At 70.5% G+C, this 21,481-nt stretch carries 17 protein-coding genes; 7 read left to right on the forward strand and 10 right to left on the reverse strand.

The window, feature by feature from the left end:
- Window positions 1-140 precede the first annotated feature (140 nt).
- The 4 genes from AC6JBM_RS33485 to AC6JBM_RS33500 form a co-directional block, all read right to left on the reverse strand.
- The gene (locus AC6JBM_RS33485) at window positions 141-1,382 is read right to left on the reverse strand and encodes an MFS transporter (protein WP_497978002.1); all 1,242 of its coding nucleotides are present in this window, start codon (window positions 1,380-1,382) and stop codon (window positions 141-143) included.
- Window positions 1,383-1,416: 34 nt separating this feature from the next.
- Window positions 1,417-2,244: a YhjD/YihY/BrkB family envelope integrity protein gene (locus AC6JBM_RS33490; RefSeq protein WP_497978003.1), complete on the reverse strand. Its 828-nt coding sequence runs from the start codon at window positions 2,242-2,244 to the stop codon at window positions 1,417-1,419.
- Between the two features lie 677 nt (window positions 2,245-2,921).
- Window positions 2,922-4,904: an anthranilate synthase family protein gene (locus tag AC6JBM_RS33495; protein WP_497978004.1), complete on the reverse strand. Its 1,983-nt coding sequence runs from the start codon at window positions 4,902-4,904 to the stop codon at window positions 2,922-2,924.
- A 701-nt stretch (window positions 4,905-5,605) separates the two neighbouring features.
- Window positions 5,606-6,574, reverse strand: coding sequence for an aldo/keto reductase (locus AC6JBM_RS33500; protein WP_497978005.1), 969 nt, complete (start codon window positions 6,572-6,574; stop codon window positions 5,606-5,608).
- Between the two features lie 52 nt (window positions 6,575-6,626).
- On the opposite strand from AC6JBM_RS33500, the gene AC6JBM_RS33505 reads away from it, so the two are divergent.
- Complete coding sequence (locus AC6JBM_RS33505) at window positions 6,627-7,010, forward strand: MerR family transcriptional regulator (protein WP_497978006.1); 384 nt, start codon at window positions 6,627-6,629, stop codon at window positions 7,008-7,010.
- Here the strand turns inward: AC6JBM_RS33505 and AC6JBM_RS33510 are convergent.
- Window positions 6,971-7,813 (reverse strand): hypothetical protein, encoded by an 843-nt coding sequence (locus AC6JBM_RS33510; protein ID WP_497978007.1) that lies wholly within the window; start codon window positions 7,811-7,813, stop codon window positions 6,971-6,973. The genes AC6JBM_RS33505 and AC6JBM_RS33510 overlap by 40 nt on opposite strands.
- 509 nt (window positions 7,814-8,322) lie before the next feature.
- Between AC6JBM_RS33510 and AC6JBM_RS33515 the strand changes: the two genes are divergently transcribed.
- Both AC6JBM_RS33515 and AC6JBM_RS33520 read left to right on the forward strand, forming a co-directional pair.
- Complete coding sequence (locus AC6JBM_RS33515) at window positions 8,323-8,718, forward strand: response regulator (protein WP_497978008.1); 396 nt, start codon at window positions 8,323-8,325, stop codon at window positions 8,716-8,718.
- Window positions 8,719-9,560: 842 nt separating this feature from the next.
- Window positions 9,561-10,550, forward strand: coding sequence for a YihY/virulence factor BrkB family protein (locus AC6JBM_RS33520; RefSeq protein WP_497978009.1), 990 nt, complete (start codon window positions 9,561-9,563; stop codon window positions 10,548-10,550).
- Between the two features lie 395 nt (window positions 10,551-10,945).
- Here the strand turns inward: AC6JBM_RS33520 and AC6JBM_RS33525 are convergent, their stop codons facing one another.
- Both AC6JBM_RS33525 and AC6JBM_RS33530 read right to left on the reverse strand, forming a co-directional pair.
- Entirely contained in the window at window positions 10,946-11,338 is a 393-nt protein-coding gene (locus AC6JBM_RS33525; protein WP_350615429.1) for a roadblock/LC7 domain-containing protein, read from the reverse strand.
- Window positions 11,335-13,218, reverse strand: a complete 1,884-nt coding sequence (locus tag AC6JBM_RS33530) for a sensor histidine kinase (protein ID WP_497978010.1) — start codon at window positions 13,216-13,218, stop codon at window positions 11,335-11,337. The genes AC6JBM_RS33525 and AC6JBM_RS33530 overlap by 4 nt, the downstream gene beginning before the upstream one ends.
- 199 nt (window positions 13,219-13,417) lie before the next feature.
- On the opposite strand from AC6JBM_RS33530, the gene AC6JBM_RS33535 reads away from it, so the two are divergent.
- Together AC6JBM_RS33535 and AC6JBM_RS33540 are read left to right on the forward strand one after the other, a co-directional pair.
- Complete coding sequence (locus AC6JBM_RS33535; RefSeq protein ID WP_497978011.1) at window positions 13,418-15,325, forward strand: DUF1800 domain-containing protein; 1,908 nt, start codon at window positions 13,418-13,420, stop codon at window positions 15,323-15,325.
- A gap of 131 nt (window positions 15,326-15,456) precedes the next feature.
- Complete coding sequence (locus tag AC6JBM_RS33540) at window positions 15,457-17,016, forward strand: DUF1501 domain-containing protein (RefSeq protein WP_497978012.1); 1,560 nt, start codon at window positions 15,457-15,459, stop codon at window positions 17,014-17,016.
- Window positions 17,017-17,288: 272 nt separating this feature from the next.
- Here the strand turns inward: AC6JBM_RS33540 and AC6JBM_RS33545 are convergent, their stop codons facing one another.
- Window positions 17,289-17,675 (reverse strand): subtilase-type protease inhibitor, encoded by a 387-nt coding sequence (locus AC6JBM_RS33545; protein ID WP_497978013.1) that lies wholly within the window; start codon window positions 17,673-17,675, stop codon window positions 17,289-17,291.
- A gap of 406 nt (window positions 17,676-18,081) precedes the next feature.
- Between AC6JBM_RS33545 and AC6JBM_RS33550 the strand changes: the two genes are divergently transcribed.
- Window positions 18,082-18,687, forward strand: a complete 606-nt coding sequence (locus AC6JBM_RS33550) for a winged helix DNA-binding protein (RefSeq protein ID WP_497978014.1) — start codon at window positions 18,082-18,084, stop codon at window positions 18,685-18,687.
- 238 nt (window positions 18,688-18,925) lie between these two features.
- A complete protein-coding gene (locus AC6JBM_RS33555; protein WP_497978015.1) occupies window positions 18,926-19,270 on the forward strand; it encodes an STAS domain-containing protein in 345 nt (114 codons plus the stop codon).
- Between the two features lie 128 nt (window positions 19,271-19,398).
- Here AC6JBM_RS33555 and AC6JBM_RS33560 read toward each other — a convergent pair whose 3' ends face one another.
- Both AC6JBM_RS33560 and AC6JBM_RS33565 read right to left on the reverse strand, forming a co-directional pair.
- Window positions 19,399-19,971: a GtrA family protein gene (locus AC6JBM_RS33560; protein WP_497978016.1), complete on the reverse strand. Its 573-nt coding sequence runs from the start codon at window positions 19,969-19,971 to the stop codon at window positions 19,399-19,401.
- 53 nt (window positions 19,972-20,024) lie between these two features.
- Window positions 20,025-21,275, reverse strand: a complete 1,251-nt coding sequence (locus tag AC6JBM_RS33565; RefSeq protein WP_497978017.1) for a hypothetical protein — start codon at window positions 21,273-21,275, stop codon at window positions 20,025-20,027.
- Window positions 21,276-21,481: the final 206 nt, after the last annotated feature.

The raw sequence follows: 21,481 nt of genomic DNA on the forward strand, positions 1-21,481 counted from the left end.
CTCCAATTTCGCTCTACGCTCGTTGAATGAAGCTGACGGCTCGGCAGGTCGTGGATCGAGTGCTGGAAGTCGGTTTGGGGCTCGGCGTTGAGACGGCGCGTTGCTGGCGACTCGTGCGGGCCCGGGTGCGCGAATGAGCGTTAGCTCGCGGCTTCCGGGGTTACAGGCGTCGCTGGGGTCGCGGCCGATTCCGGGGCGTGGGTGCGGAACGACGGGGACAGCACCACGATGCCCGCGGCCAGCAGCGCGGGCACCACGAAGGCCCAGCGCAGCGACAGGCTCTCGGCCACCGCGCCGATCAGGCCCGCGCCGACCACGAAACCGACATAGTTGAACAGGTTGACGCGCGCGATCGCGATGCCGGTGCCGGCCGGGTCCAGGCGACCCGCCGCCGAGAACGACTGCGGTACGACCAGGGACAGACCCAGGCCCACCACCGCGAAGCCCGCGATGCTCAGGGCTGGTGTCGTCGACGCGGCCACCAGGATCAGGCCGAGGCCGCCGACCACGCCGCCGACCGATACCACCATGGTCGGGCTGAAGCGGCTCACGATGCGGTCGCCTGCGGTGCGGCCGACGAGCATCGTCGCCTGGTAGGCAGCGAGGCCGAGCGCGGCCACCGCCGTACTCGCGTGCAGGGCCTTCTCGATGAAGACCGAACTCCAGTTGGACACGGCCGAGTCGGCGATGAACATGAGCATCATCGCGATGCCGATCAGGATGATCGGGCGCCACGGGATCGTCGCCTCCGCCGCGGCCACCGTTGCGGCCGGTATCTCCTGCGCCTCCTCGGCCTTGCGGAGCTGTCCGGGGCCCGCGATCAGGGCCAGGATCGCGCCGACCACGGCAACCGTGGCCAGGGACGCACCGATCGACCAGCCCAGATGCGCAGTTCCGGACGTCGCGAGCGCGCCCAGGATGGCGCCCGCGCTCCAGACGGCGTGGAAGGAGTTGAGGACGGGCCGGCCGTAGCGGCGCTCCACGCCCACGCCCTGCATGTTCATGGTCGCGTCGACGAGTCCGAGCATGAGGCCGACGAACGCCAGCGCGAGGTACAGCTGCCAACGCTCGGCGGCGAAACCTGTCACGGTGATGGCCAGCGCCACGCCGGGGCCGCCCGCGCGCAGCACCGGTGAGCTGCCGAAACGCGTGGTGAGCAGGCCCGCGACCACGCTGCCGACGCCGGCGACGACGGGCACGGCCAGGAGCACCAGGGAGAGCTGGGTGTCGTCGAAGCCGAACCGTTTCTGCAGGCTCGCGACCTGGGTGAGCAGGCCGGCGAAGCAGAAACCCTGCACGAAGTACGCACCGGCGACGGCGATTCGTGCACGGCGGTCGCGCGCGGCGGCCTCGGGGCTCACGCTGGCGGAGAGCTCATCCACAGGCCGGCTCCTCAAACGCGACAGAGAAGTGAAATTAGTTCGGAAGCATTGTCGACCGTGCGGCGGAACGCAAGAGCAGCAGACGGTGTGCTTGAACGGTCGCGGCGTACCCGACGAGCGTGAGCATATGGAAGAGGTACAGCCACAAACCGACAGCGACCGTTGCACCAACGGCGTCGAGGCCGCCGAACGGGGCGCCGAGATTCAGTGGCAGTGTCCAGAAGAGCACGAAACCGTGCGCGAATCCGGAGACATTCGCGGCGGTGAACGAGCCGACGGCCGCGGTGACCGCCCAGCCGGGGCGGAGGGGTGCGATCAGGCGGTACACCAGGATGAACACGGGGCTGAGCACGAGCCAGACGATCAGGAAGCTCAGGATCACCGACCAGACCGCCGTCCAGCCGCCCGCGTGCAGGCGGCGCGCAGGCGAATTGAGCGCGGCGAGCAGTGCGAGAACGAGCACCGGGCCGCACGCGAGCAGTGGGAGCACCAGGAGGCGTCCGCGCCAGCCGACGGCCGCGCCGCCCGGCTCGCCGGACAGTGACGCGAGGGCGCGGCGCAGGCCCTCGCCGTACAGCGTGGCCGGGACCAGCGCGACCAGGGTCAGCCACCAGCTCATCGACAATCCGGCGCCGAGCAGCACGTTCGCGCCCCCGGCCATGCGCTCGGGCATGGCCGCGATCACCGGTTCGGCCAGGTGCCGCACCCGGCCGGGGCCGGCGACGGCGGCGGCCAGGCGCAGCACCAGCAACGCCACCGGCACCACCGCGATCCCCGCGTAGAAGGTGATCGCGGCGGCGTGCAGGTTGAGGTCGCGGCCCCGGAAGAAGCGCGCGACGAGCCTGGCGAAGCGGACGATCACACCGGTGAGGTACCCCGTGGGGCGGTGGGCGGAACGGGCGACTGTTCGCGCGGTGCGTACGTGCGTGTCGCTGGTCGCTCTATGGCGTGTTCGGCGCCGTTCGTGCGGCCTCGGCTGTTCGAACGTGCGCTTGTCGCCTTTCGCGGGGCGAACACTCCGATGACGTGCTCACCGGCGTCGGGTGTTGCTGCTCGCGGGGTGCGTACGTGAAATGCGGCGCACGTCGCGGTCCGCCCACCTCACTGTCTGCGCACGTCGCGATCCGTGCACGACGCTATCCGTGCACCTCTCGCTGTCCGCGCACGTCGCGATCTGCGCACGTCGCGATCTGCGCACGTCGCGATCTGCGCACGTCGCGATCCGTGCACCTCTCGCTGTTCGCGCACGTCGCGATCCGTGCACCGCTCGCTGGCCGCGCACCTTTCCGCGCACCCTTCGAACGGGTTGCGGGCGCAGGTGGCGGACAGCACGCGCCGGTGCCTCGCTGTCCGCGACGTCGCTTTCCGCCCACCTCGCTGTCCGTTTCCTCGCATCTCGCTGTCCGCGGACACTCTGGTGACGAATCCGCTCGCGCGGCGAGCGTATCGGACGGTCGGCCGGGTCGAGCGGCTGGGGGAACGCACGTTTGCGCAGCTGCCGCCGCGCAAACGCGTGCGTTTCGTCTGTTGCGCGAACGCTCACTCCGGTGACGTGCCCACCGGCGCGTCGAGCAGAACCGACAGCAGCTCGCGCAGCAGGCCGATGCCGTCCTGGCTGAGCACCGACTCGGGGTGGAACTGCAGGCTCGCGAAGCTGCGGCCGCGCAGTGCGTGCACGTCACCGTTGGCGGGATCGCGGGCGACCTCGACCGGGCCGTACGCGGTGTCGAGCACCGGGCGGTCGTGCGTGGCCGCGAACGTCGAGTAGAACCCGACCTTCGCAGGGCGGCCGAACAGGTCGATGTCGCGCTGCATACCCTGGTAGGGCGAGGCCTTGCGCCGCAGCGGCAGGCCCAGCAGGCCGGCGGTGAGCTGGTGGCTCAGGCAGATCGCGAGCATGGGCCGGCCCGCGTCGAGCAGCCCGGACACGATGCCCCGCATACGCGCGATCTTCGAGTCGTCCAGCTGCCGCGGGTCGCCCGGCCCCGGTCCGGGGATCACGAGGTCGAACTCTTCGACCGAGATCTCGGAGTCGTACCGCACGAGCGTCGTCGACAGCCCCAGCACCCGCAGCTGGTGCACGAGCATGCCGGTGAACGTGTCCTCGGCGTCGACGACGAGCGCGCGGCGGCCGGCGAGCGCCGGGTCCGCGGTGAGCCCGTCGCGAGCCTGCAACCAGAACGGCGCGAGCGTCGCGTTGCGCGCGACGAGCGCGGCCTGTACCTCGGGATCAGCGGCCAGCCGCGCCTCGGACACCTCCGCGCTGTCGTTCTTGTTCGTTGTGTGCGCGTCTGCCGTGCGTATGGACACGAACTCGTGTGCGGTTGGCGCTGCCGTGGAAGTCGCGGCAGCGACGGTGTGCGCGGGGGCGTGGTTGGGGCCGAGGCCTAGCGCTCGCAGTACGGCTGCTGCTTTGGTGTGTGTTTCCAGGACCTCGCCGTCCGGCGTTGAGTGGCGCACCAGCGTGGCTCCGACCGGGACGCGGAGGCGGCCGGCGGCGTCGATGTCGGCGGTGCGGATGAGGATCGGCGCGTCCAGCGTCTGGCGGCCCTGCGCGTCGCGGCCGACCAGGGCCAGCACCGCGCCGTAGTACCCGCGGCCGCGGCGCTCGTGGCGTGCGACCACTCGGCAGGCGTTCTCGATCGGGCTGCCGACGACGGTCGGGGCGAACATCGTTTCGCGCAGTACCTCGCGCACGTCGCGGGAGCCGCGGCCCGCCAGCATGTACTCAGTGTGGACGAGGTGGGTCATCTCCTTGAGGTACGGGCCGATGACCTGGCCGCCGAGGTCGGCGACGGTCGCCATCATCTTGAGCTCCTCGTCGAGCACCATCGACAGTTCGTCGATCTCCTTGCGGTCGGCGAGGAACTCGAGCACCGCGGGCTTGGACGGGGCGCCGCGCAGGGTGCCGCTGATCGGGTTCATCATCACGAGTCCGTCGTCCACGCTGACGTGGCGCTCGGGGGTGGCGCCGACGAGCGTTCGCTCACCGGTGTGCACGACAAACGTCCAGTAAGCGCCACGTTCGCGCGTCAGAAGCCGGCGGAATACGGTCAGGGCGGCCGCGGCCGGGTCGCCCTGGAGGTCGGCCTCGAACACGCGGTGGATGACGAAGTTCGAGCCCTCGCCGCGGCCGATCTCCTCGCGCAGGACCGTGTCCACGATGGACGCGTACTCCTCGTCGCCGACGTCGAAGCCGGCGTTCGCGAGCTCGATCGGCGTGTCGGGCAGATGCGCCAGGAGGTCGGCAACCGGTAGTTCGCGGCGTGAGGCGATGCGCAGGACGGACAATGGCGTGCCGTCGTCGACGCAATCGAAGCCGCGCTCGCGGACCTGACGGAACGGCACGAGCGCAAGGCACTCGTCGGGGATGTCGGCAAGGGTGTCCACGGTCGAAATCGGGCCGGTGAGCACTTCGACGGCGTCACGGCCCTCGCGGCGGAGCAGGGCGAACGGGGCTGCCGGGTCGAGCAGGCCAGCGAACGACGCGGACTGATCGAATGAGGCGGCTTCATCGGACAAACGGCGCTGATCGAACGAGGCGGGCTGATCGAATGCCTGCGCGCGCCGCGCGTTCTGATCGAGTGGTGTGGCCGGTTCGAGCGGCGCGGTGTCTGGTGGGGTCTCGCCCGACGACTGCGCGGACTGCGCGACGGGGTCGAGCGACTCGGCTGGGTTGTGCGGTGCGTTCGGGTCGAGCGGCATGGCGTTCCCTTCAGGCTCGGGTGGCCACCTGCGGAGGCGGCACCCGGCTCTTCCGGGAAAGCAAAAACGGCCGCCTCGTGGGCGGCCGCGAAAGTGTCACGCGGGAGTGGGCCGCCTCGTCAGGCGGGCCACCAGCTGTTCATTCGCGCGGTCACGTGCAAGAGCGTAAAGGGACGATGCCGGTCCGCGCCAGCACTTCGGGTGGGCATATCCAAGGATTTTGTGCGTCGCCTGTTGAGCGAACGGTCAAGGGAACGGGTCACGCCGCTCGCTCAGCAGTCGTGTGCCGTGAACGCGCGGCCGGGCCTGGACGGTCTCATCGAGGTCAATGCCGACCGAGCGCGCGGCCCTGGTGTCGCTTGTTGAGCGAACGGCTGAGGAACGGCTCACGCCGCGCATCGGGTGAGTTGCCGGCCCGGAAACGCACAGCCGGCCCCCAGCGGCGACGCCGGGCTCGGCATGGCGTGTGACCGGCCGGCATGCGCGCCCGTCGTTGTACGAGCGCGCATGCCGGGGTGTCACTTGTTGAGCGAGCCCATCTCCGCGTACCGGTCCCCCGCCACGTCGCGGCCGATGGAGAGTTTCTCGATGGCCGCCAGGTCGTCGGCGGTGAGCTGGACGTCCAGGGCGGCCACGTTCTGCTCGAGGTACGAACGACGCTTGGTGCCCGGGATCGGCACGACGTCGTTGCCCTGGGCCAGCACCCAGGCGAGGGCGAGTTGGGCCGGGGTCGCGCCCTTGGCCTCCGCCATCTGCTTGACCTCGGCGACGAGGTCGATGTTCTTCTGGAAGTTCTCGCCCTGGAAGCGCGGGTTGGTCGCGCGGAAGTCGTCCGCGCCGAACTGGTCCGGGCTGGTGATCTCGCCGCTGAGGAAGCCGCGGCCGAGTGGGCTGTAGGCGACCAGGCCGATGCCGAGCTCGCGGAACAGCGGGATGATCGCGTCCTCGGGGTCGCGGCTCCAGAGGGAGTACTCGTACTGTCCGGCCGTGATCGGGTGCACGGCGTGCGCGCGGCGGACACTCTCCGGTGACGCTTCCGAGATGCCCAGGTGGCGCACCTTGCCCGCGGAGACCGCCTCGGCCAGCGCGCCCCACGTCTCCTCGACGGGCACGCTCGGGTCGACGCGGTGCTGGTAGTACAGGTCGATGTGGTCCACGCCGAGGCGCTGCAGGGATGCGTCGACGGCCCGCCGGATGTACTCCGGGCTGCCGTTGATGCGCCGCGTCCCGCCCTCGCGCTGGATGCCGAACTTGGTGGCGAGCACGACCTCGTCCCGCCGACCGGCGATGGCGCGCCCGACGAGCTGTTCGTTCGTGAACGGACCGTACATGTCGGCCGTGTCGAGCAGCGACACGCCGAGGTCGAGCGCGCGGTGGATGGTGGCGATGGACTCTGCGTCGTCGCCGGGCCCGTAGAACTCGCTCATCCCCATGCAGCCGAGGCCGAGCGCGGACGTGGTCAGTGCACCGAGGTTTCGCGTTTGCATGCCACCAACGTTCCCCCTTAGAGCGCGCTCTAAGTCAAATAGACTGGGAATTGTGGAGCCGGGTTACACGATCGCCGAAGTGTCCGAACGCACAGGATTGAGTGCACATACGCTGCGGTACTACGAGCGCGCGGGACTGCTCGATCCGCCCGATCGCGGCACGAACGGGCACCGCCGATATTCCGACGTCGACCTCGGCATGCTGCGCATTCTCACCCGGCTCAAGGCGACTGGGATGTCGATCGCGGAGATGCGGCGGTATGCGGAGCTGTGCCGTGTCGGGCCGGACACGTTCGACTCGCGGCGGGTGTTGCTGGAGGAGCATCGGCAGCAGGTGCTCGACCGGATCGCCGCTCTGCAGACCGACCTCGAGCTGATCGAATCCAAGATCAAATTCTACGCCGAGGGTGATACGCGCGATCTGGCCAGGCCGTAGAGACAGACCAGGGCCGCGATCACCATCGGGGTGCCGTCGCGGATCAGGCCGTCCACGCCTAGGAGGAGGTAGCAGAGCGTGGGCTGCACTAGTAGTACGAATGCGGAAATCAGGGCAAGGAGCAGCCGGGCCCAACCGTGGCCGAAGAGGGTCACGAAGCTGATGATGCCCGCCACCAGGCCGATCACCAGGCCCAGCACGAACCAGGACACCACCAGCGGTACCGAGATCTCCGGGCGCAGGCGCGGGGTGTCGAACAGCGTTCCGAGCGCGACCGCGCACGGAACGAACATGAGCGCGGAGTAGGACAGCGCGGCCACGCGCGCGGTCAACACCCATGGGGGCACCACGCGGCGCGGCTTGCGCCTGGTCAGGTGCTCGTCGATCGCGGGCGAGCGGAACAGCTGCCACACCACGACCGAGCACAGCGCCACGACGACGACGAGGCCGGCCACGACCGGCAGCCGCGGCAGGAAGTCGCCCTCCTTCGGCTGGACCAGCCGCGCCGAGGCGAACACCGTGGTCACGGCCAGGATCAGGCCGAGCGGGCGGGCGGTCAGGCGGCCGTACCGCACCTCGCGCATCAGGAACAGGAAGCCGATTGCGCGCAGAACCGCCCAGAATGTGCGTACGCCGAGACCGAAGCCGGCTTCCGCCGAGTACTGCAGGTTGATCACGTCCACGGCGACGGTCGCGATGGCGGTGAGCAGCAGCAGCCGGCGCAGGCGCCGACTCGCCGGCGTGGGCGGGGGCGGCCGCTCGAACCGTACGAGATCGGCGAATGAGCGTCCGCCGCCGTTCATGGAACCGCACGCTAGCAGTCGGCGCAGCCGGCCGCTCGTTGACGTGGACGGCCGGGTCTCATTGACGGAGTCGGCCAGGCCCTTGTTGACGGAGACGGCTGACGCCTGTTGACAGAGGCGGCCGGCGCCCTGTTGGCGGAGACAGCCAGGCGCTGTTGGCGGAGACCGCCGGGCCGGTCGGAGCGGCGCGTGATGAGCGAACGAGCGGCCGGTCCTGTCCGCATGGGATCGTGCGCCGGATGCGAGTAGTGGTGGAGTTCGAGCTGCGGGCGATGAGCGAAGAAGCAGCCGGCCCGGTTCTCGCGTGGAACCGCACGCCGGGCGTGGATGGCGCGGCCGCGAGAGGCCGCAGGCAATGAGCGAACGAGCAGCCGGTCCTGTTCGTGTCGAGGCCGGGCGCGCGTGTTTGGCGGGTTGACCGCTCGGACGGTACTTCATGTGCGAATGAGCAGGCGGTGCCGTTCAGGGAACCGCGCGCTTGTGCGCGGTACGCGGCATATCGTGAGGACATGCTCGAGCACCTGCGCATCCTGGTCGTCGACGACGAGCCGGATCTGTGCGAGATCGTGCGCAGAGTGCTTTCCCGGGCGGGAGCCGAGGTGCTCACCGCGTCCGGGCTGGCCGGGGCCGAGCGGGTGCTGGCCGAGTATCCCAAGGGCATTGACCTGGCCATCACGGATCTGAAGCTCAATGACGGCTCCGGGGTTCAGGTGGCCGAGGCCGTGCGGGGCAGCAGTCCTGATGCGCTCATCATGTACATGTCCGGGCTGCCGTATTTCGATGCCGCCGTCATCGAGCTCGGGGAGGACGCGTCGGTGATTGCCAAGCCGTTCCGGGCCACCGAGCTGGTGGACACCGTGCAGAGTGCGCTCATCAGGGCTGGAAGGGTTGCACCCGAGGCTTGACCGGCGGCTCTGGTGACGCTGGCACACGCCAGTGCGGGCTGCGTGGCGGGCACACGCTGGTGCGATTCCAGCGAAGGCCGAGCGGACTGCGGGGCCCGATCCGCGCACCATCGCGTCCCGCAGAGACGCAGAAGCCCCACTCCGCGCACCACCACGTCCCGCAGAGACGCAGAAGCCCCACCCCGCGCACCACCACGTCCCGCAGAGACGCAGAAGCCCCACCCCGCGCACCACCACGTCCCGCAGAGACGCAGAAGCCCCACCCCGCGCACCACCACGTCCCGCAGAGACGCAGAAGCCCCACCCCGCGCACCACCACGTCCCGCAGAGACGCAGAAGCCCCACCCCGCGCACCACCACGTCCCGCAGAGACGCAGAAGCCCCACCCCGCGCACCACCACGTCCCGCAGAGACGCAGAAGCCACGTGTTTGTGGTTGTCAGCGGGGGCGGCGTGCGCGAACGGGCGGGCCACGACTTCGCGACACGCTGATCGGGGCTCGGCGAATCGCGTTCGGCCATCGAAGGCGCAACGTCATCAGGCAAGGTGCGCGGCGTCATGGTGTTGGCGGGCCGGGCCGGATCGTCATGGTGAGCTGCCTCGGCCGCCTGGGTCGGGTGTCCGCGTCGCCGACGGCGGTGTCCCCCGGACGAGGGTGAGCCCGCGGGCGACGGGATGCCATTGCGGCTCTGTGGTTCGCTCGCGCTTACATAGGCCGGGGGCGAGCCGTGGCGCCGAATCGGGCGACAGGGCGCAAACGACGCTCATCGGGGGCGGAAGGGGCTCGGTTGAACGTTAACGGGCAGGGCTGTGGGGGCATAGGGACCCTGGAGGTGGCGCTCGATGGCTGACGACGAATCTACTGCTGACGACCCTGTGTCGGGTGGTCCCGACCGTCCCACCGAGCTCAGTAAGCGCTCGTGGTTCGAAGTGCTCAAACGGACAATCAAAGAGTTCAACAACGATAACCTGAGCGATTGGGCCGCCGCGCTCACGTATTACGGTGTGCTGTCCATTTTCCCGGGCATTCTGGTGCTCCTGTCGCTTTCCGGGCTGCTGCTGACGGACACGACACAGTCGGCCGTGCTCCAGAACGTGCAGCATCTGTTCCCCGGCTCGATCGCCGGGCCGATGACCGACGCGATCAGCGAGCTGAAGCGGGGCTCGCACGTGGCTGGGCTGTTCGCGATCGTCGGTCTGTTCGGTGCATTGTGGACGGCGTCGGGGTATGTCGGCGCGTTCATGCGCGCGGCGAACGCCATCTATGACGTACCCGAGGGCCGGCCCATCTGGAAGGTGCTGCCCATCCGCCTCGGTATCACCGTCGGGGTCGGCATGCTCATCGCGCTCGCCGCGCTGAGCGTGGTGTTCACCGGGCGCTTCGCCGAGGAGGCGGGCGGCTGGGTCGGGCTGTCGAAGGAGTCGGTGCAGATCTTCGACATCGTCAAGTGGCCCGCGCTGCTCCTGGTGGTGATGCTGATCCTGGCCATCCTGTACTGGGCCTCGCCGAACGCCCGCCACCACGGCTTCCGCTGGATCACGCCGGGCGGTGCGCTGGCCGTCTTCATCTGGCTGGTCGCCTCAGGCGGGTTCGCGATCTACGTGTCGAACTTCGGGTCGTACAACAAGACGTATGGCACCCTGGGCGGCATCATCGCCTTCCTCGTGTGGCTCTGGATCTCGAACATCGCCATCCTGCTCGGTGCCGAGTTCGACGCGGAGCTGGAGCGGGAGCGGGCGATCGAGGCGGGGATGGAGCCGGCGGAGGAGCCCTATGTGCCGCTGCGCGATGACCGGAACATCAACAAGGACCATGAGATAGGGCTGAGCTGATCACTGGTGGCTGTTCGAGTCGGGTGCTGTTGTGCTCGGCTCGAACAGCTTCGTGCATTCGGCGGTGTTCGTCTGCGCCAAAGACAAGGAGCGCGGGAAACGACGGCCGCCGGAGACACGAGTGCAGAAACGTGAGCAGGATCGACGTGAGCAGGACCGACCCGGGCCGGATAGGCGTGAGCGGATGGGCGCGCCGGCAGGGCTCGAGCGGATGGGCGCGCCGACAGGGCTCGAGCGGATAAGGAAGAGGGCTCGAGAGGACTGGTAAAGGCGCGGCGGACCGGTGCGAGGACGGAACGTGCAGTCGAATGAGCAAAGGGGCGGCGCTGACCGCACGGTACAAGTGGCGCAATAAAACTGCGAAACGAGTGCTGGGCCGAACCGGGGCGCGGGGCTCAGCGAGTCGACGGTGTCAGGGCCGCGCCGACCTGGTCTACCAGGCCGGACATCTCGAAGGCGACCTGCCCCACGTCGCAGCCGGGCTGGACCATCGCGGCCAGGCTCGCCAGCGTGTCGCCCTCGCCGAGGGCCATGACGAAGAGCAGGCTCCGACCCATTTCGACGATCGTTCGCACAACCGGGCCGGCCTCGGTGCAGGCGGACAGGCCCTGCGCCAGGGAGACGACGCCCGCGACCATGGCGGCCAGCTGGTCGGCGCGCTCCGGCGGCAGCTCGTTCGACGCCGCGACGAGCAGGCCGTCGCCCGACACGGCGACGGTGTGGCGCACGCCGGTGACGCGTTGCGTGAAGCCGCTCAGCAGCCAGTCCAGCCCCGTGGTCGGTGTCATGCCGAAGATCGTCCTTCCGTGGTCGCGTGCTGGTAGCCGGTCATGAGTTCCTTGGCGGCGGCGGGTTCGAGGTCCACCGTAGGGCCGTCCGGGGTGTGCACGGGACCGGGTACGACGGGGACGAGGGTCGAGCGCGGGTGCGGTACGTCCACGGGCTCGCCGCCGGGAAGCACCTGTCCGCGCTCGAACGGTCGCGGCGGGAGCCGGCGCGCGACGGGCGGGCCGGCGGCCGGGGCGGGCGCGTCCAGGACCAGCGTGGCGGGGAGTTGCACGATCGCGCGCAAACCGTGTCCGGATGGGGGCGGGCGCAGCGTGACGGTGAGGCCGTGGCGGGCGGCCAGGCGGGCGGCGACCGCGAGGCCGGTGCGGTGGGCCTCGGCGGCGTCCAGCGGGGGCGGATCGGCGAGGCGCGCGTTGAGCTCGGCGAGGCGCTGCCGGTCGAGGCCGGGGCCGCGGTCGGCGACCTCCACGACGGCGCCGGCGCCCTCGCGGCGGCCCTCGACCAGCACCGGGCGGTCGGGCGGGCCGTAGCGGGTGGCGTTGTCGAACAGCTCGGCGAGCACGTGCACGACGTCGTCGACGGCGTCGGGGGCCACGTGGACGTCGGGGGCGATCATCGAGTACTCGATGCGTGGGTAGTCCTCGATCCGCGACTGGGCGGCGCGCAGCAGGTTCAGCAGGCTCACCGGGTCGCGGCGGCCCACGCCGGTGTCGGCGCCGGCGAGCACGAGCAGGCGCTGGTTGTCGTGGCGGATTCGCGTGGCCAGGTGGTCCAGGGCGAAGAGCTGGCCCAGGCGGTCCGGGTCGGCCTCGTCGCGCTCGGCCGCGTCGAGATGGTGCACGAGCTCGTCGGCGAGCCGCTGACTGCGCCGGGCCAGGCCGATGACCGCGGCGGAGGTGCCGGCGCGCAGGGCAGCCTGTTCCGCCACGGCCCGGGCGGCCTCCTGCCGTACGACCTGGAACTCCTCGGGATCGAGCGGCGGCGACGATCGCGGGCGGGGCGTGCGGGCGGCCCGGGCTGCGCGAACGGCCAGTGCGATCGAGCCGGCCGCGACCGCGAGCACCGCGGCGAGGCCAAGGATGAGCGTCCGGTTCTGCTCGTTGCGTGCAGAGCCGGCGAGGCGGGACTCGTCGGCGCCCGCGTACGCGGTCAGGTCCGTGAGCGCGTCCAGTGCCGGCTGCGGGTCGCCGGCCAGGCCGTTCGGCACGTGGGCGAGGCGGTCGCGCCAGGCCGCGGGGGCGGTCTCGGCGAAGCGGCGCAGGGCGTCGAGGTGGGCGGCCCGGTGCGCGGCGAGGTTCTCGTGCCAGGCCTGGGTGTCGGCGCCGCGGCGTTCGAGCAGCTGAATCTGCGCGAGTTGTTCGCGGGCGACGGCGAGCCAGCCAGAAGCGCGCATCGCGGCGTGCACGGGCGCCGGGGCGGCCGCGTGCGGCAGATCCTGCCGGAGCGCCACGAACTCGCTGATCATTTGGGTGTACTGCATGAGAAAGTCGCCCGCCGCGACCTCCTGCGATGCCACGGCCACCCGGGCGCGCAGGTCCGCGAGCCCGTCGGGCCTGGCCGGCAGCGCGGCGTCGGGCCCGGCCGGCAGCGCGGCGTCGGTGGCCGCGACCTGCGCGTTGTACGCGGCGCGGGCCTGGTCGGAGCCGGTGAGCAGCAGGCTCAGCGCGGCCAGGCGCTCCTTGGACAGCTCGGTCGCGGCTCGGTCGGCGGCCACGCCGGCGGTGACGGCCGCGCGCGGGTCGTCCATCCGCCCGCTCGGCCCGGTGTAGAGGTATGCGGCCACGCCCGCGGCGGCCAGCAGGCCGAGCAGGGGCAGGAGCAGCACGGTCGCCAGGCGCGGCCCCGCGGGGCGCCCGGCGGGAGCAGCATCGACCAGCACCGCTACCCCCTGCCATAGTCCGGTTACTTATGCGTACCATCCCTAGCACTCGGTACGGAAGAGATGACTTTGAGTGAACGCCGGGTTTGCCCTCATTCACGGGAAAGGCGACACACTTAAGCAAGAAGAAAGGCAAAGTTGAGGCGTCCTCGCGCCACGCCGCTTGAGGCCCGATCAGCGGCTCACTAGATTCGCTAACGTGCCAGAGCGGCTCTTCCCGGACGACGAGCCGGGCGACGCGCCCAAGAAGGTCAAGGGCGCGTTCTTCTCCGACTTCACGGGCGAGTTCCCGGTGCCCCGGATCCTGCAGCAGAAGCAGGACGAGCAGGTGGCGGGCGACGCGCCGAGGCGGAAGGCCGGGGGCCCCGCGCCCGCGTGGATGCGCACCGGACGGCCCGCCCTGCACGAGCTGACCCGCAACCGGCGCCAGGCGCTCATGGCGCTCGGCGGCGGCGCCATCGCGCTCGGGGCGCTCGGCACCGGGGCCGCGGCCGTGTTCGGCCAGCCGCCCGCCGACCCCGGCGACTTCGTCAAGACCGGCAGCGGCGGCGGCAACGTCTCGCCCCGCGACGCGGGCTCGTTCTCCAACCGCGACGCGAGCTACACAAGCGGACAGGGCGATCTGAACGACCTCGGCGCGTCGGGCATCGCCGACACGCCGTCGGCCGCGGCCGTCGCCGCGATGCGGGCCACGCCGCGCTTCCCGACCCCGCTGAACCGGGACCCGGTGCTGCACCTGCTGCGCCGCGCCACCTTCGGCCCGACCCCGGGCGACGTGGCGCTGGTCAAGCAGATCGGCATCGACGCCTGGATCGACCAGCAGCTGGAGCCGGACAAGATCGACGACCCGGTCGCCGACGCCGCGCTCAAGGCCGTGCCGACCGCGACCATGACCACGGCGGAGATCCGCTCGACGGTCAAGGACGGCGACAACAAGCCGATGATGGAGCTCACGCGGGCGGTCATCGCGCGGCAGATGTGGAGCAGCCGCCAGCTGCTCGAGGTGATGGTCGACTTCTGGAACAACCACCTCAACGTCACGAGCCCGTTCGACGGCGGCTGGGACGTGCGCGGACCCTACGACACCGGCGTGATCCGCAAGCACGCGCTGGGCAAGTTCTCCGACATGCTCATCGCGTCGGCCCGGGATCCGGCGATGATGCGGTACCTCGACAACACCTCCTCGGACAAGCGCAACGTCAACGAGAACTACGGCCGGGAGTTGCTCGAGCTGCACACCGTCGGCATCGACGGCGGGTACAACGAGAAGGACGTGCGCAACTCGGCCTACCTCATGACCGGGCGCACCGCCACGCGGGACGGCACGTTCAAGTACGACGGGAACAAGCACTGGACCGGGGCGGTGAAGGTGCTGGGGTTCCAGCACGCCAACAAGTCCGCCAAGGACGGGCTCGCGGTCGGGGACGCCTACCTGTTGTACCTGGCGACACACCCGTCGACGGCGCGGTACGTGGCGCGCAAGCTGTGTGTGCGGTTTGTGTGCGACACGCCGCCGCAGGGGCTGGTGGATCGGCTGGCGAAGACGTACCAGGAGAGCGGCTCGGCCATCGTGCCGGTCCTGAGGGTGCTGTTCCAGTCGCTGGAGTTCTGGATCGCGACCGGCCTCAAGACGCGCCGCCCGCTCGAGAACTTCATCGCCACGGGGCGTGTCGTCGGTACCACTCCGGGCTCGGACACCGCCAAGGCCCTCGATGACCTCTACAACTTCACCAACAAGCTCGGGCAGCCGCCGCTGGGCTGGGGGCCGCCGGACGGGTATCCGGACGTGGCCACGGCGTGGAGCTCGGCCGCCGGCATGCTGGAGACGTGGAACGCGCATCGCGCGTTTGTGCAGCAGCAGTGGAAGGGTCTGAACAACCCGAAGGCGGACAGTCTTGTCGCGCAGCCGGCGGCGACGCTCGGGACGTATCTCGATGTGCTCGCGAACCGGCTCGTGTTCCAGCCGATGCAGGCGGGCGAGAAGGACGCGCTCATCAAGTTTCTCGGGTCCAAGGCCGATGCCCGGATCACCGACAACAACCTCGGCGGCAAGTTGCCCCTGCTTGCGCCGTTGATTCTCGACTCCGTCTACCACGCGCTGCGGTGAGGCCCATGAGCTCTTTTCCTGACGGCTCCGCTTCCGACGGTTTTGCTTTGGACAGCTCTGCTTCGGACGGCTCTGCTTCGGGGGGTTTCGCTTCTGGCTCGGGGGCCGGCGGTTCGTCTCGTGGTCGCTCGATGCGCGAACGCTCACTTGGTGATGGCGCTTCGCGCGATCGCGGGTCTTCTGCGCGTTTGCCGCACGAACGCTCACTTGGTGATGGCGCTTCGCGCGATCGCGCGTTTTCTGAGCGTTCGCCGCACGAACGCTCAGCTTGGGACGGCTCGCCGAACGATCGCTCACTGCACGATCGTTCGCTGCACGATCGCTCACTGTCCGATCGCTCAGTGCCTGATGGCGAGCGGCGGCCGAAAAGCCTTGAAGAGCTGCATCGCCATGGGCCGAACCTGTGCGAGGCGGCCATTCGCGTGCACGCCGAGAAGGTCACCGACGAACTCGCGGCCGAGCGCGACAAGTGGAGCAAGGGCTTCACCCGCCGCCGGCTCGTGCAGGGCGCCGGTTTCGTCGGCGTGGCCGCGCTCGGCACACAGCTGGTGACCAGCCGGGTGTCGTTCGCCGCGCCCGAGGACAACAAGAACACGCTCATCGTCATCTTCCTGCGCGGCGGCATGGACGGCCTGTCGGTCGTGGCGCCCGGCGACGACCCGAACTACCGGCAGATGCGGCCGAACATCGCGGTGCCGATGGCCTCGATGAAGGCGGCCGGGCGCGGCTTCGGGCTGAATCCGGCGATGACCTCGCTGTATCCCCTCTGGGACGCGGGGAAGATGGCGGCGGTACACGCGGTCGCCTCGCCGGACGCTTCCCGCAGCCACTTCCAGGCCCAGGACGCTCTCGAGCGCGGGGCCGCCTCGGTCGCGGTCCGCACCGGCTGGCTCGACCGCGTGCTCGCGCAGATGGGCCCCGGCACCACGTTCCGCGCGATCGCGCAGGGCTCGGCGCTGCCGCGCTCACTCGTCGGCGGCGAGCAGGCGATCGTGCTCAACGGCATGCGCGACTTCCGCATCGACAACGACAACATGCGCACGCAGACGATGGATGCGCTCAAGACGCTGTACACCGGGCTGGACCATCCGCTGGCGGGGACGGCGGGCTCGACGCTGCAGGCGATCTCGACCGCGCAGAAGCTCGCGAACACGCAGTACCGGCCGGCGGAAGGTGTCCAGTACCCCGGCGGCGGCCTGGCCGACCGTCTGCGCGACATCGCTCAGCTGCTCAAGGCGGGCGTCGGCCTGCGCATCGCGGCGCTCGACGTCGGCGGCTGGGACATGCACACCAACCTGGGCCGCGTCGACGGCGGCGACATGAAGAACTCGCTGACGAACCTGTCCGACGCGATCGGCGCGTTCTGCACCGACATCGGGCCGCTGCTGGACAACACGACCATCATCACGATGAGCGAGTTCGGCCGGCGCGTGCAGGAGAACGGCAACGTGGGCGTCGACCACGGACACGGCAACGCGATGCTGCTCTTCGGTGGTGGTCTCAACGGCGGCAAGGTCCACGGCAACTGGCCCGGCCTGTCCCCGTCGTCGCTGGACCAGGGCGACGTGGCCGGCGCGAACGACTACCGCGACATCCTGGCCGAGATGCTGAAGAAGCGCTTCGGCGTCGGCGACTCGGCGGCCATCTTCCCGAATCACGACTTCAAGCAGCTGGGCGTCTTCAAGGGCTGAGTTCAAGGCTCGGCGCGAGTGCGGGTGCGGGTGCGGGTGCGGGTGCGGGTGGGGTGCGGGTGCGAGTGTGTGGCGCGCCGCCACGCCCCCGGCGCCTCGGACCTCGCGCCCACCCTCGTCGCCGGCGGCGTCGACCTGCCCTGGCTCGCGGTGTGCGCGGTGTGCATGCGCGCGGGAGTGTTGGGCTCAGGAGCGAGCCGTCATTGTGAGCGCTCTGGTCCGACACCCGCCGGCCGGGCGCGGGCCCGGCCGGTGGCGGTTGTGGGCCGGGCTCAGAGGCTGAAGACGGAGCCGGTGGTCGTGCTCAGCGTGCAGGCGTTGCTGAAGGTATGGGTGTAGGCGACCTTGCGGCCCTTCCACGTGCCGTTCGCGGTCACCGTCACCGGGTCCCACAGCATCATGCACATACCGCCGTCGCTCTGGAGCTTGTCGATCCGGCCGCCGACCTTGGCGAGCTGCTGGCAGGCGTTGCGGGCCTGGCGGTGACTGCCCCCGGCGGGCTGGCAGGTCAGCGACGCGCGGCGCTGTGCGGGCTTGGTCGATTCGCCCTTGGCCACGGTCAGCACCAGACGGATCGTCTTCGCGTTCTGCGCCTCGGGGGCCGCGAGCGCGCTTCCGGGCGCCGCCGCCTCGCCCGCGCCGACCGCCGCCAGCAGCACCGCCGCTGACGCAACCACCCGTGCTACCCGCATTCGTAACCCCCGTTGCACCTTGCCTGGTGCGCAGAGCCTACGCCTTTTGGTCCGACGTTTCGGGAAAATCGGATTTCGCGCAAGGAGACAACGCCCAGGAAGCGGGCACCCAGAAAGACGGCTCGCAGGGGCGGGATTGCGTATTCCGCAGGCTCTTTCTGTCCAAAGCGGCACCGGGCCGGTCGCCCCGTGTCCGGCGCCCCCCTCGGCCGCCCTGGCGAACCTGCGGCGGTCCGCGGTCGCCGGCTGCGTGGTCGCGCGGCTTCGGGCGGGCATCCCGAGCAGCACTCCGTCGTTGGTGCGACATTTTCATCTGTCTCGTTCCCATGGATCGACGTGCGGGACTAGGGTGCTGAATGTTGGAGGTTGCCCCGTGCCGATGGAAGCGCAGGCCCAGAAGCTCGTCGCCGGTTTGGTCCGGGTTGCCGTCATGGCGCCCGTTGACGGGCCCGAGCCCGCGCACGGGTTGCCGCCCGCGCACCGCCAGGTGATGTTGCTGCTCGGGCGGCGGGACCGGGAGTACCGGCTGTCCGACCTCGCCGGGGATCTCGGTGCCACCGTGGCCGCCACGATGGCGTTGCTCTCGCCGCTCATCGCCGAGGGGCTGGTCGAGATGCGGCCCGCGCCCTCGTACGCGGCGCGGGACATGCGCGTGGCCGCCACCGACCGGGGGCTGTCCACCACGCCGGCGCCCGCCAACTGGGCCGATCAGCTGCTGGGCGAGGTCGAGGGGTTGAGCGACGGCCAGCAGGCGCGGCTGCTGCGCATGGTCACGGCGAAGATCGGGTTGATGCAGCAGCAGGGCAGCATTCCCGTCACCCGGATGTGCCTGTCGTGCCGGTTCTTCGACGGGTACCGGCATCCCGGCACGCCTGCGCCGCATCACTGCTGGTTCGTCGACGCGCCGTTCGGGTATCGCGAGCTGCGGCTGCACTGTCCGGATCACATCCCCGGCGAACCGCCGAAGCCGAAGTTCTGAGCCGCGCGCGGGGGCGGCGGGCCGTTGCCGCCCAGGTGAAGCCGGGCCGACGCAGGTCCGCGCCGGAGATGAGAACGCCGGAGTTACCGCGGCTCGACCACGCTGCGTGCATGGTCACGCACGGCTACGGAGGAATTCGGCGGCCACCGACGCTCGCACCGGTGAACCTTGGCACGCCGCCCGCTGCGCACGACCCGAAGTGCTTTTATGCTGATCGCGTGACAAGCTGGGGTGCGCCATGAGTATGTCGGTGACGATCAACGTCGTGATGGACGGATCGACCGTACTCTCCGTCCGGGGCGAGATCGACCACAGCAACGCGGCCACGCTGCGTCAGGAAATCGTGTCGGCCGCGACCGACCGGCGGCCGAGCTCACTGCGCGTGGATCTGGGCCTGGTGACGTTCCTGGACTCGGCGGCCGTCGGGGCCCTCGTCGCGGCGCAGCGGGAGGCCGGGGCCGAGGGCGTGCGCGTGGTGGTGTGGCGGGCCAGTCCGTTCGTGCACCGGCAGCTGCGCATCGCGGGTGTCCACGAGATGCTGGGTGCCCCGGCCGAGCCGGACAGCGACCACATCGTGTTCTGACCGAAGCGCGAAACAGGACCGAAGCGAGACAGGGCCGAAGCGCGAGACAGCAGCGCCCAGGACCGGGGCGCGAAACAGGACCGAAGCGCGAGACAGCGGCGCCAGAGACCGAGGCGCACATGAAAGCGTCAGGCGTTCGAAGTGTCCGAGGCGGACGACGGAGCCGGGACGGACGCGGTCTGCGACGGGACCTCGTAGCGCTTCGGCGCCGGCCGCACGTCGTCGTGCGGGAACACCCAGACCCGGTAGGCCCACAGGCGGAACACCATGGCCACGGCCACGCCGATGACCATGCCGAAGATGAAGTCCGAGACCTCTTCGACCGCCGGGCTCACGTTCGGCGTGTGCAGACCGAAGATGTACTGCGCCACCCACAGCGGCGCCGAGTTGAGCGCCACGCCGATGCCGTTCACCACGGTGTACAGCAGCATCTCGTGGTGCCGCCGCCGGCCGCCGCGCGTGCGGAACGACCATTCGCGGTTGAGGAAATACGAGACCACCGTCGCGATGACATTGGCGATCGTCAGTGCGGTGACCGGCTTGTGCTCCATCACCGTCAGCCGCAGCCCGTAGTTGAGGACCAGGCTGACCACGTAGCAGAAGCCGCCGACGATGATGAACTTCACCGTCTCGCGCCGCTTGCGCAGCAGCGAGGCCACTTGCTCCGGCAGCAGATTGAGGGTCCGGTCTGTAAGCCGCATCGCCGCGACTATACCCGGCGAACCTTGCGTTACGCGCACCGCCGGGTCGGAAACTATCCGCGACCGGCCGTGCACGCTGACGTGGCGGGCGTGATCGAGACCGCCTCGTCGACGGGGCCGAGGACCACGCAGTAGGCCGCGGCGGGGTCGACGTCGCGCACCACGTACTCGGCGGTGCCGGGCGGGAGGGTGCCGAGGACGGCGGCGGGGCCGCCCGCGCGGGAGAGCGCGATCACCACGCTCACCGGCAGCGCGGCCCAGGTGACGGTCAGCTCCCGGCCGCCGTCCTCGATGCGCAGGCCGGCGACGGCGAACGGGGCGGCGGAGGAGGCGGCCGAGGTCGGCCCGGCCGCGAACGGGTCCGGCGGCCCCTCGTGGTGCCACACCAGCAGCCCCGCGAACACCGCCGCGAGCAGCACGACCAGGCATAACAGCGGCCACACCGACCGCAGCGACGACGGCTCCCGCGACGCCGGAGCCGGAGGTGCTGGAGCCGGGCGTGCGGGAACTGGGCGCGCGGGAGCCCGGCGCACCGGTGCGGGAGGCGCGGGAGGGACGGGAGGGGCGGGCACCACCGGGTCGACGACCACCGGCGGCGGGGGCATCGAGATGGGCGCCGAGGGCATGGGCGGCTCGACGGCGGCCAGCTCCCACTCCACGGCCTTCGTGAACGGGTGCCGGGTGCCGAGCCGCGCCCGGGCGGCCGCGTGCGCGAGCGTGAACAGCCGGCGCGCCTGCAGCACGTCGCCGGTGGCGTACAGCAGCGCCGCCAGCTCCGCCGCGATGCGGATCGTGTCGAGGTCCTCCGCGCCGTACTCCCGCCGATGGATCACGTACGCGGCGTTGAGCAGGGCCAGGGCCGAGGTGGTCTCGCCCCGGTCGCGCTGGAGCAGGGCCAGGTTGACCCGGGCCAGGCGCACGGCCCGGGCGGCCGGGTCCGGGCCGTCCTCGTCCACGCCGCTGTCGAGCACGCGGTGGTAGAGCCGCTCGGCCTCGTCCCACTCGTCGTAGTCGTGGCGGACGGCGGCCAGCACCGCGACCGCGTGCACCGTGCGCGGGTGCGTCTGACCGTAGCGCCGCTCGGCCTGGCTCGCGACCGCCTCGGCGAGGTCGTAGGCGGCGTCGAGCTCGCCGAGCTCGCGCAGCACCTCGGCCAGGAACCGGCGCGCGGTGAGCCGGTCGTCGTCGGACAGGCCGGGCTCGTCGAGCAGGCGCTGGACCTCGGTCCGGGCGCCCGGGAAGTCCCAGCCCACGATCAGTTGCCCGACGAGGTCGAGCCGCTCGGTGACATCGACAGTACTCACAGTATCCCTCCGCCCCGCAGAGCTTAGGGATACCGGTGACGCAACGCCAGCTTTCGATCACGGAAAGGGAGCCGGAACCGGGAACGGGAAGGCATCGGCTCCGGCAGCCTGCCACGTCGCTGCCGGAGCCGAGCCGTCCGCGTTACCGCGTCGAAAGCCGCGGGCGCCGCACACTGTGAAGGTCGGCCACCGCCGGGAACCCTTGA

The sequence above is a fragment of the Dactylosporangium thailandense genome (assembly GCF_059739745.1).

Excerpts from the sequence above, each read along its gene's own strand:
- AC6JBM_RS33525 (WP_350615429.1), bottom strand. The coding sequence starts at position 11,338 with ATGACACCGACCACGGGGCTGGACTGGCTGCTGAGCGGCTTCACGCAA.
- AC6JBM_RS33500 (WP_497978005.1), bottom strand. The coding sequence starts at position 6,574 with ATGCAAACGCGAAACCTCGGTGCACTGACCACGTCCGCGCTCGGCCTC.
- AC6JBM_RS33540 (WP_497978012.1), top strand. The coding sequence starts at position 15,457 with ATGCGCGAACGCTCACTTGGTGATGGCGCTTCGCGCGATCGCGGGTCT.
- AC6JBM_RS33510 (WP_497978007.1), bottom strand. The coding sequence starts at position 7,813 with ATGAACGGCGGCGGACGCTCATTCGCCGATCTCGTACGGTTCGAGCGG.
- AC6JBM_RS33560 (WP_497978016.1), bottom strand. The coding sequence starts at position 19,971 with ATGCGGCTTACAGACCGGACCCTCAATCTGCTGCCGGAGCAAGTGGCC.
- AC6JBM_RS33515 (WP_497978008.1), top strand. The coding sequence starts at position 8,323 with ATGCTCGAGCACCTGCGCATCCTGGTCGTCGACGACGAGCCGGATCTG.
- AC6JBM_RS33520 (WP_497978009.1), top strand. The coding sequence starts at position 9,561 with ATGGCTGACGACGAATCTACTGCTGACGACCCTGTGTCGGGTGGTCCC.
- AC6JBM_RS33555 (WP_497978015.1), top strand. The coding sequence starts at position 18,926 with ATGAGTATGTCGGTGACGATCAACGTCGTGATGGACGGATCGACCGTA.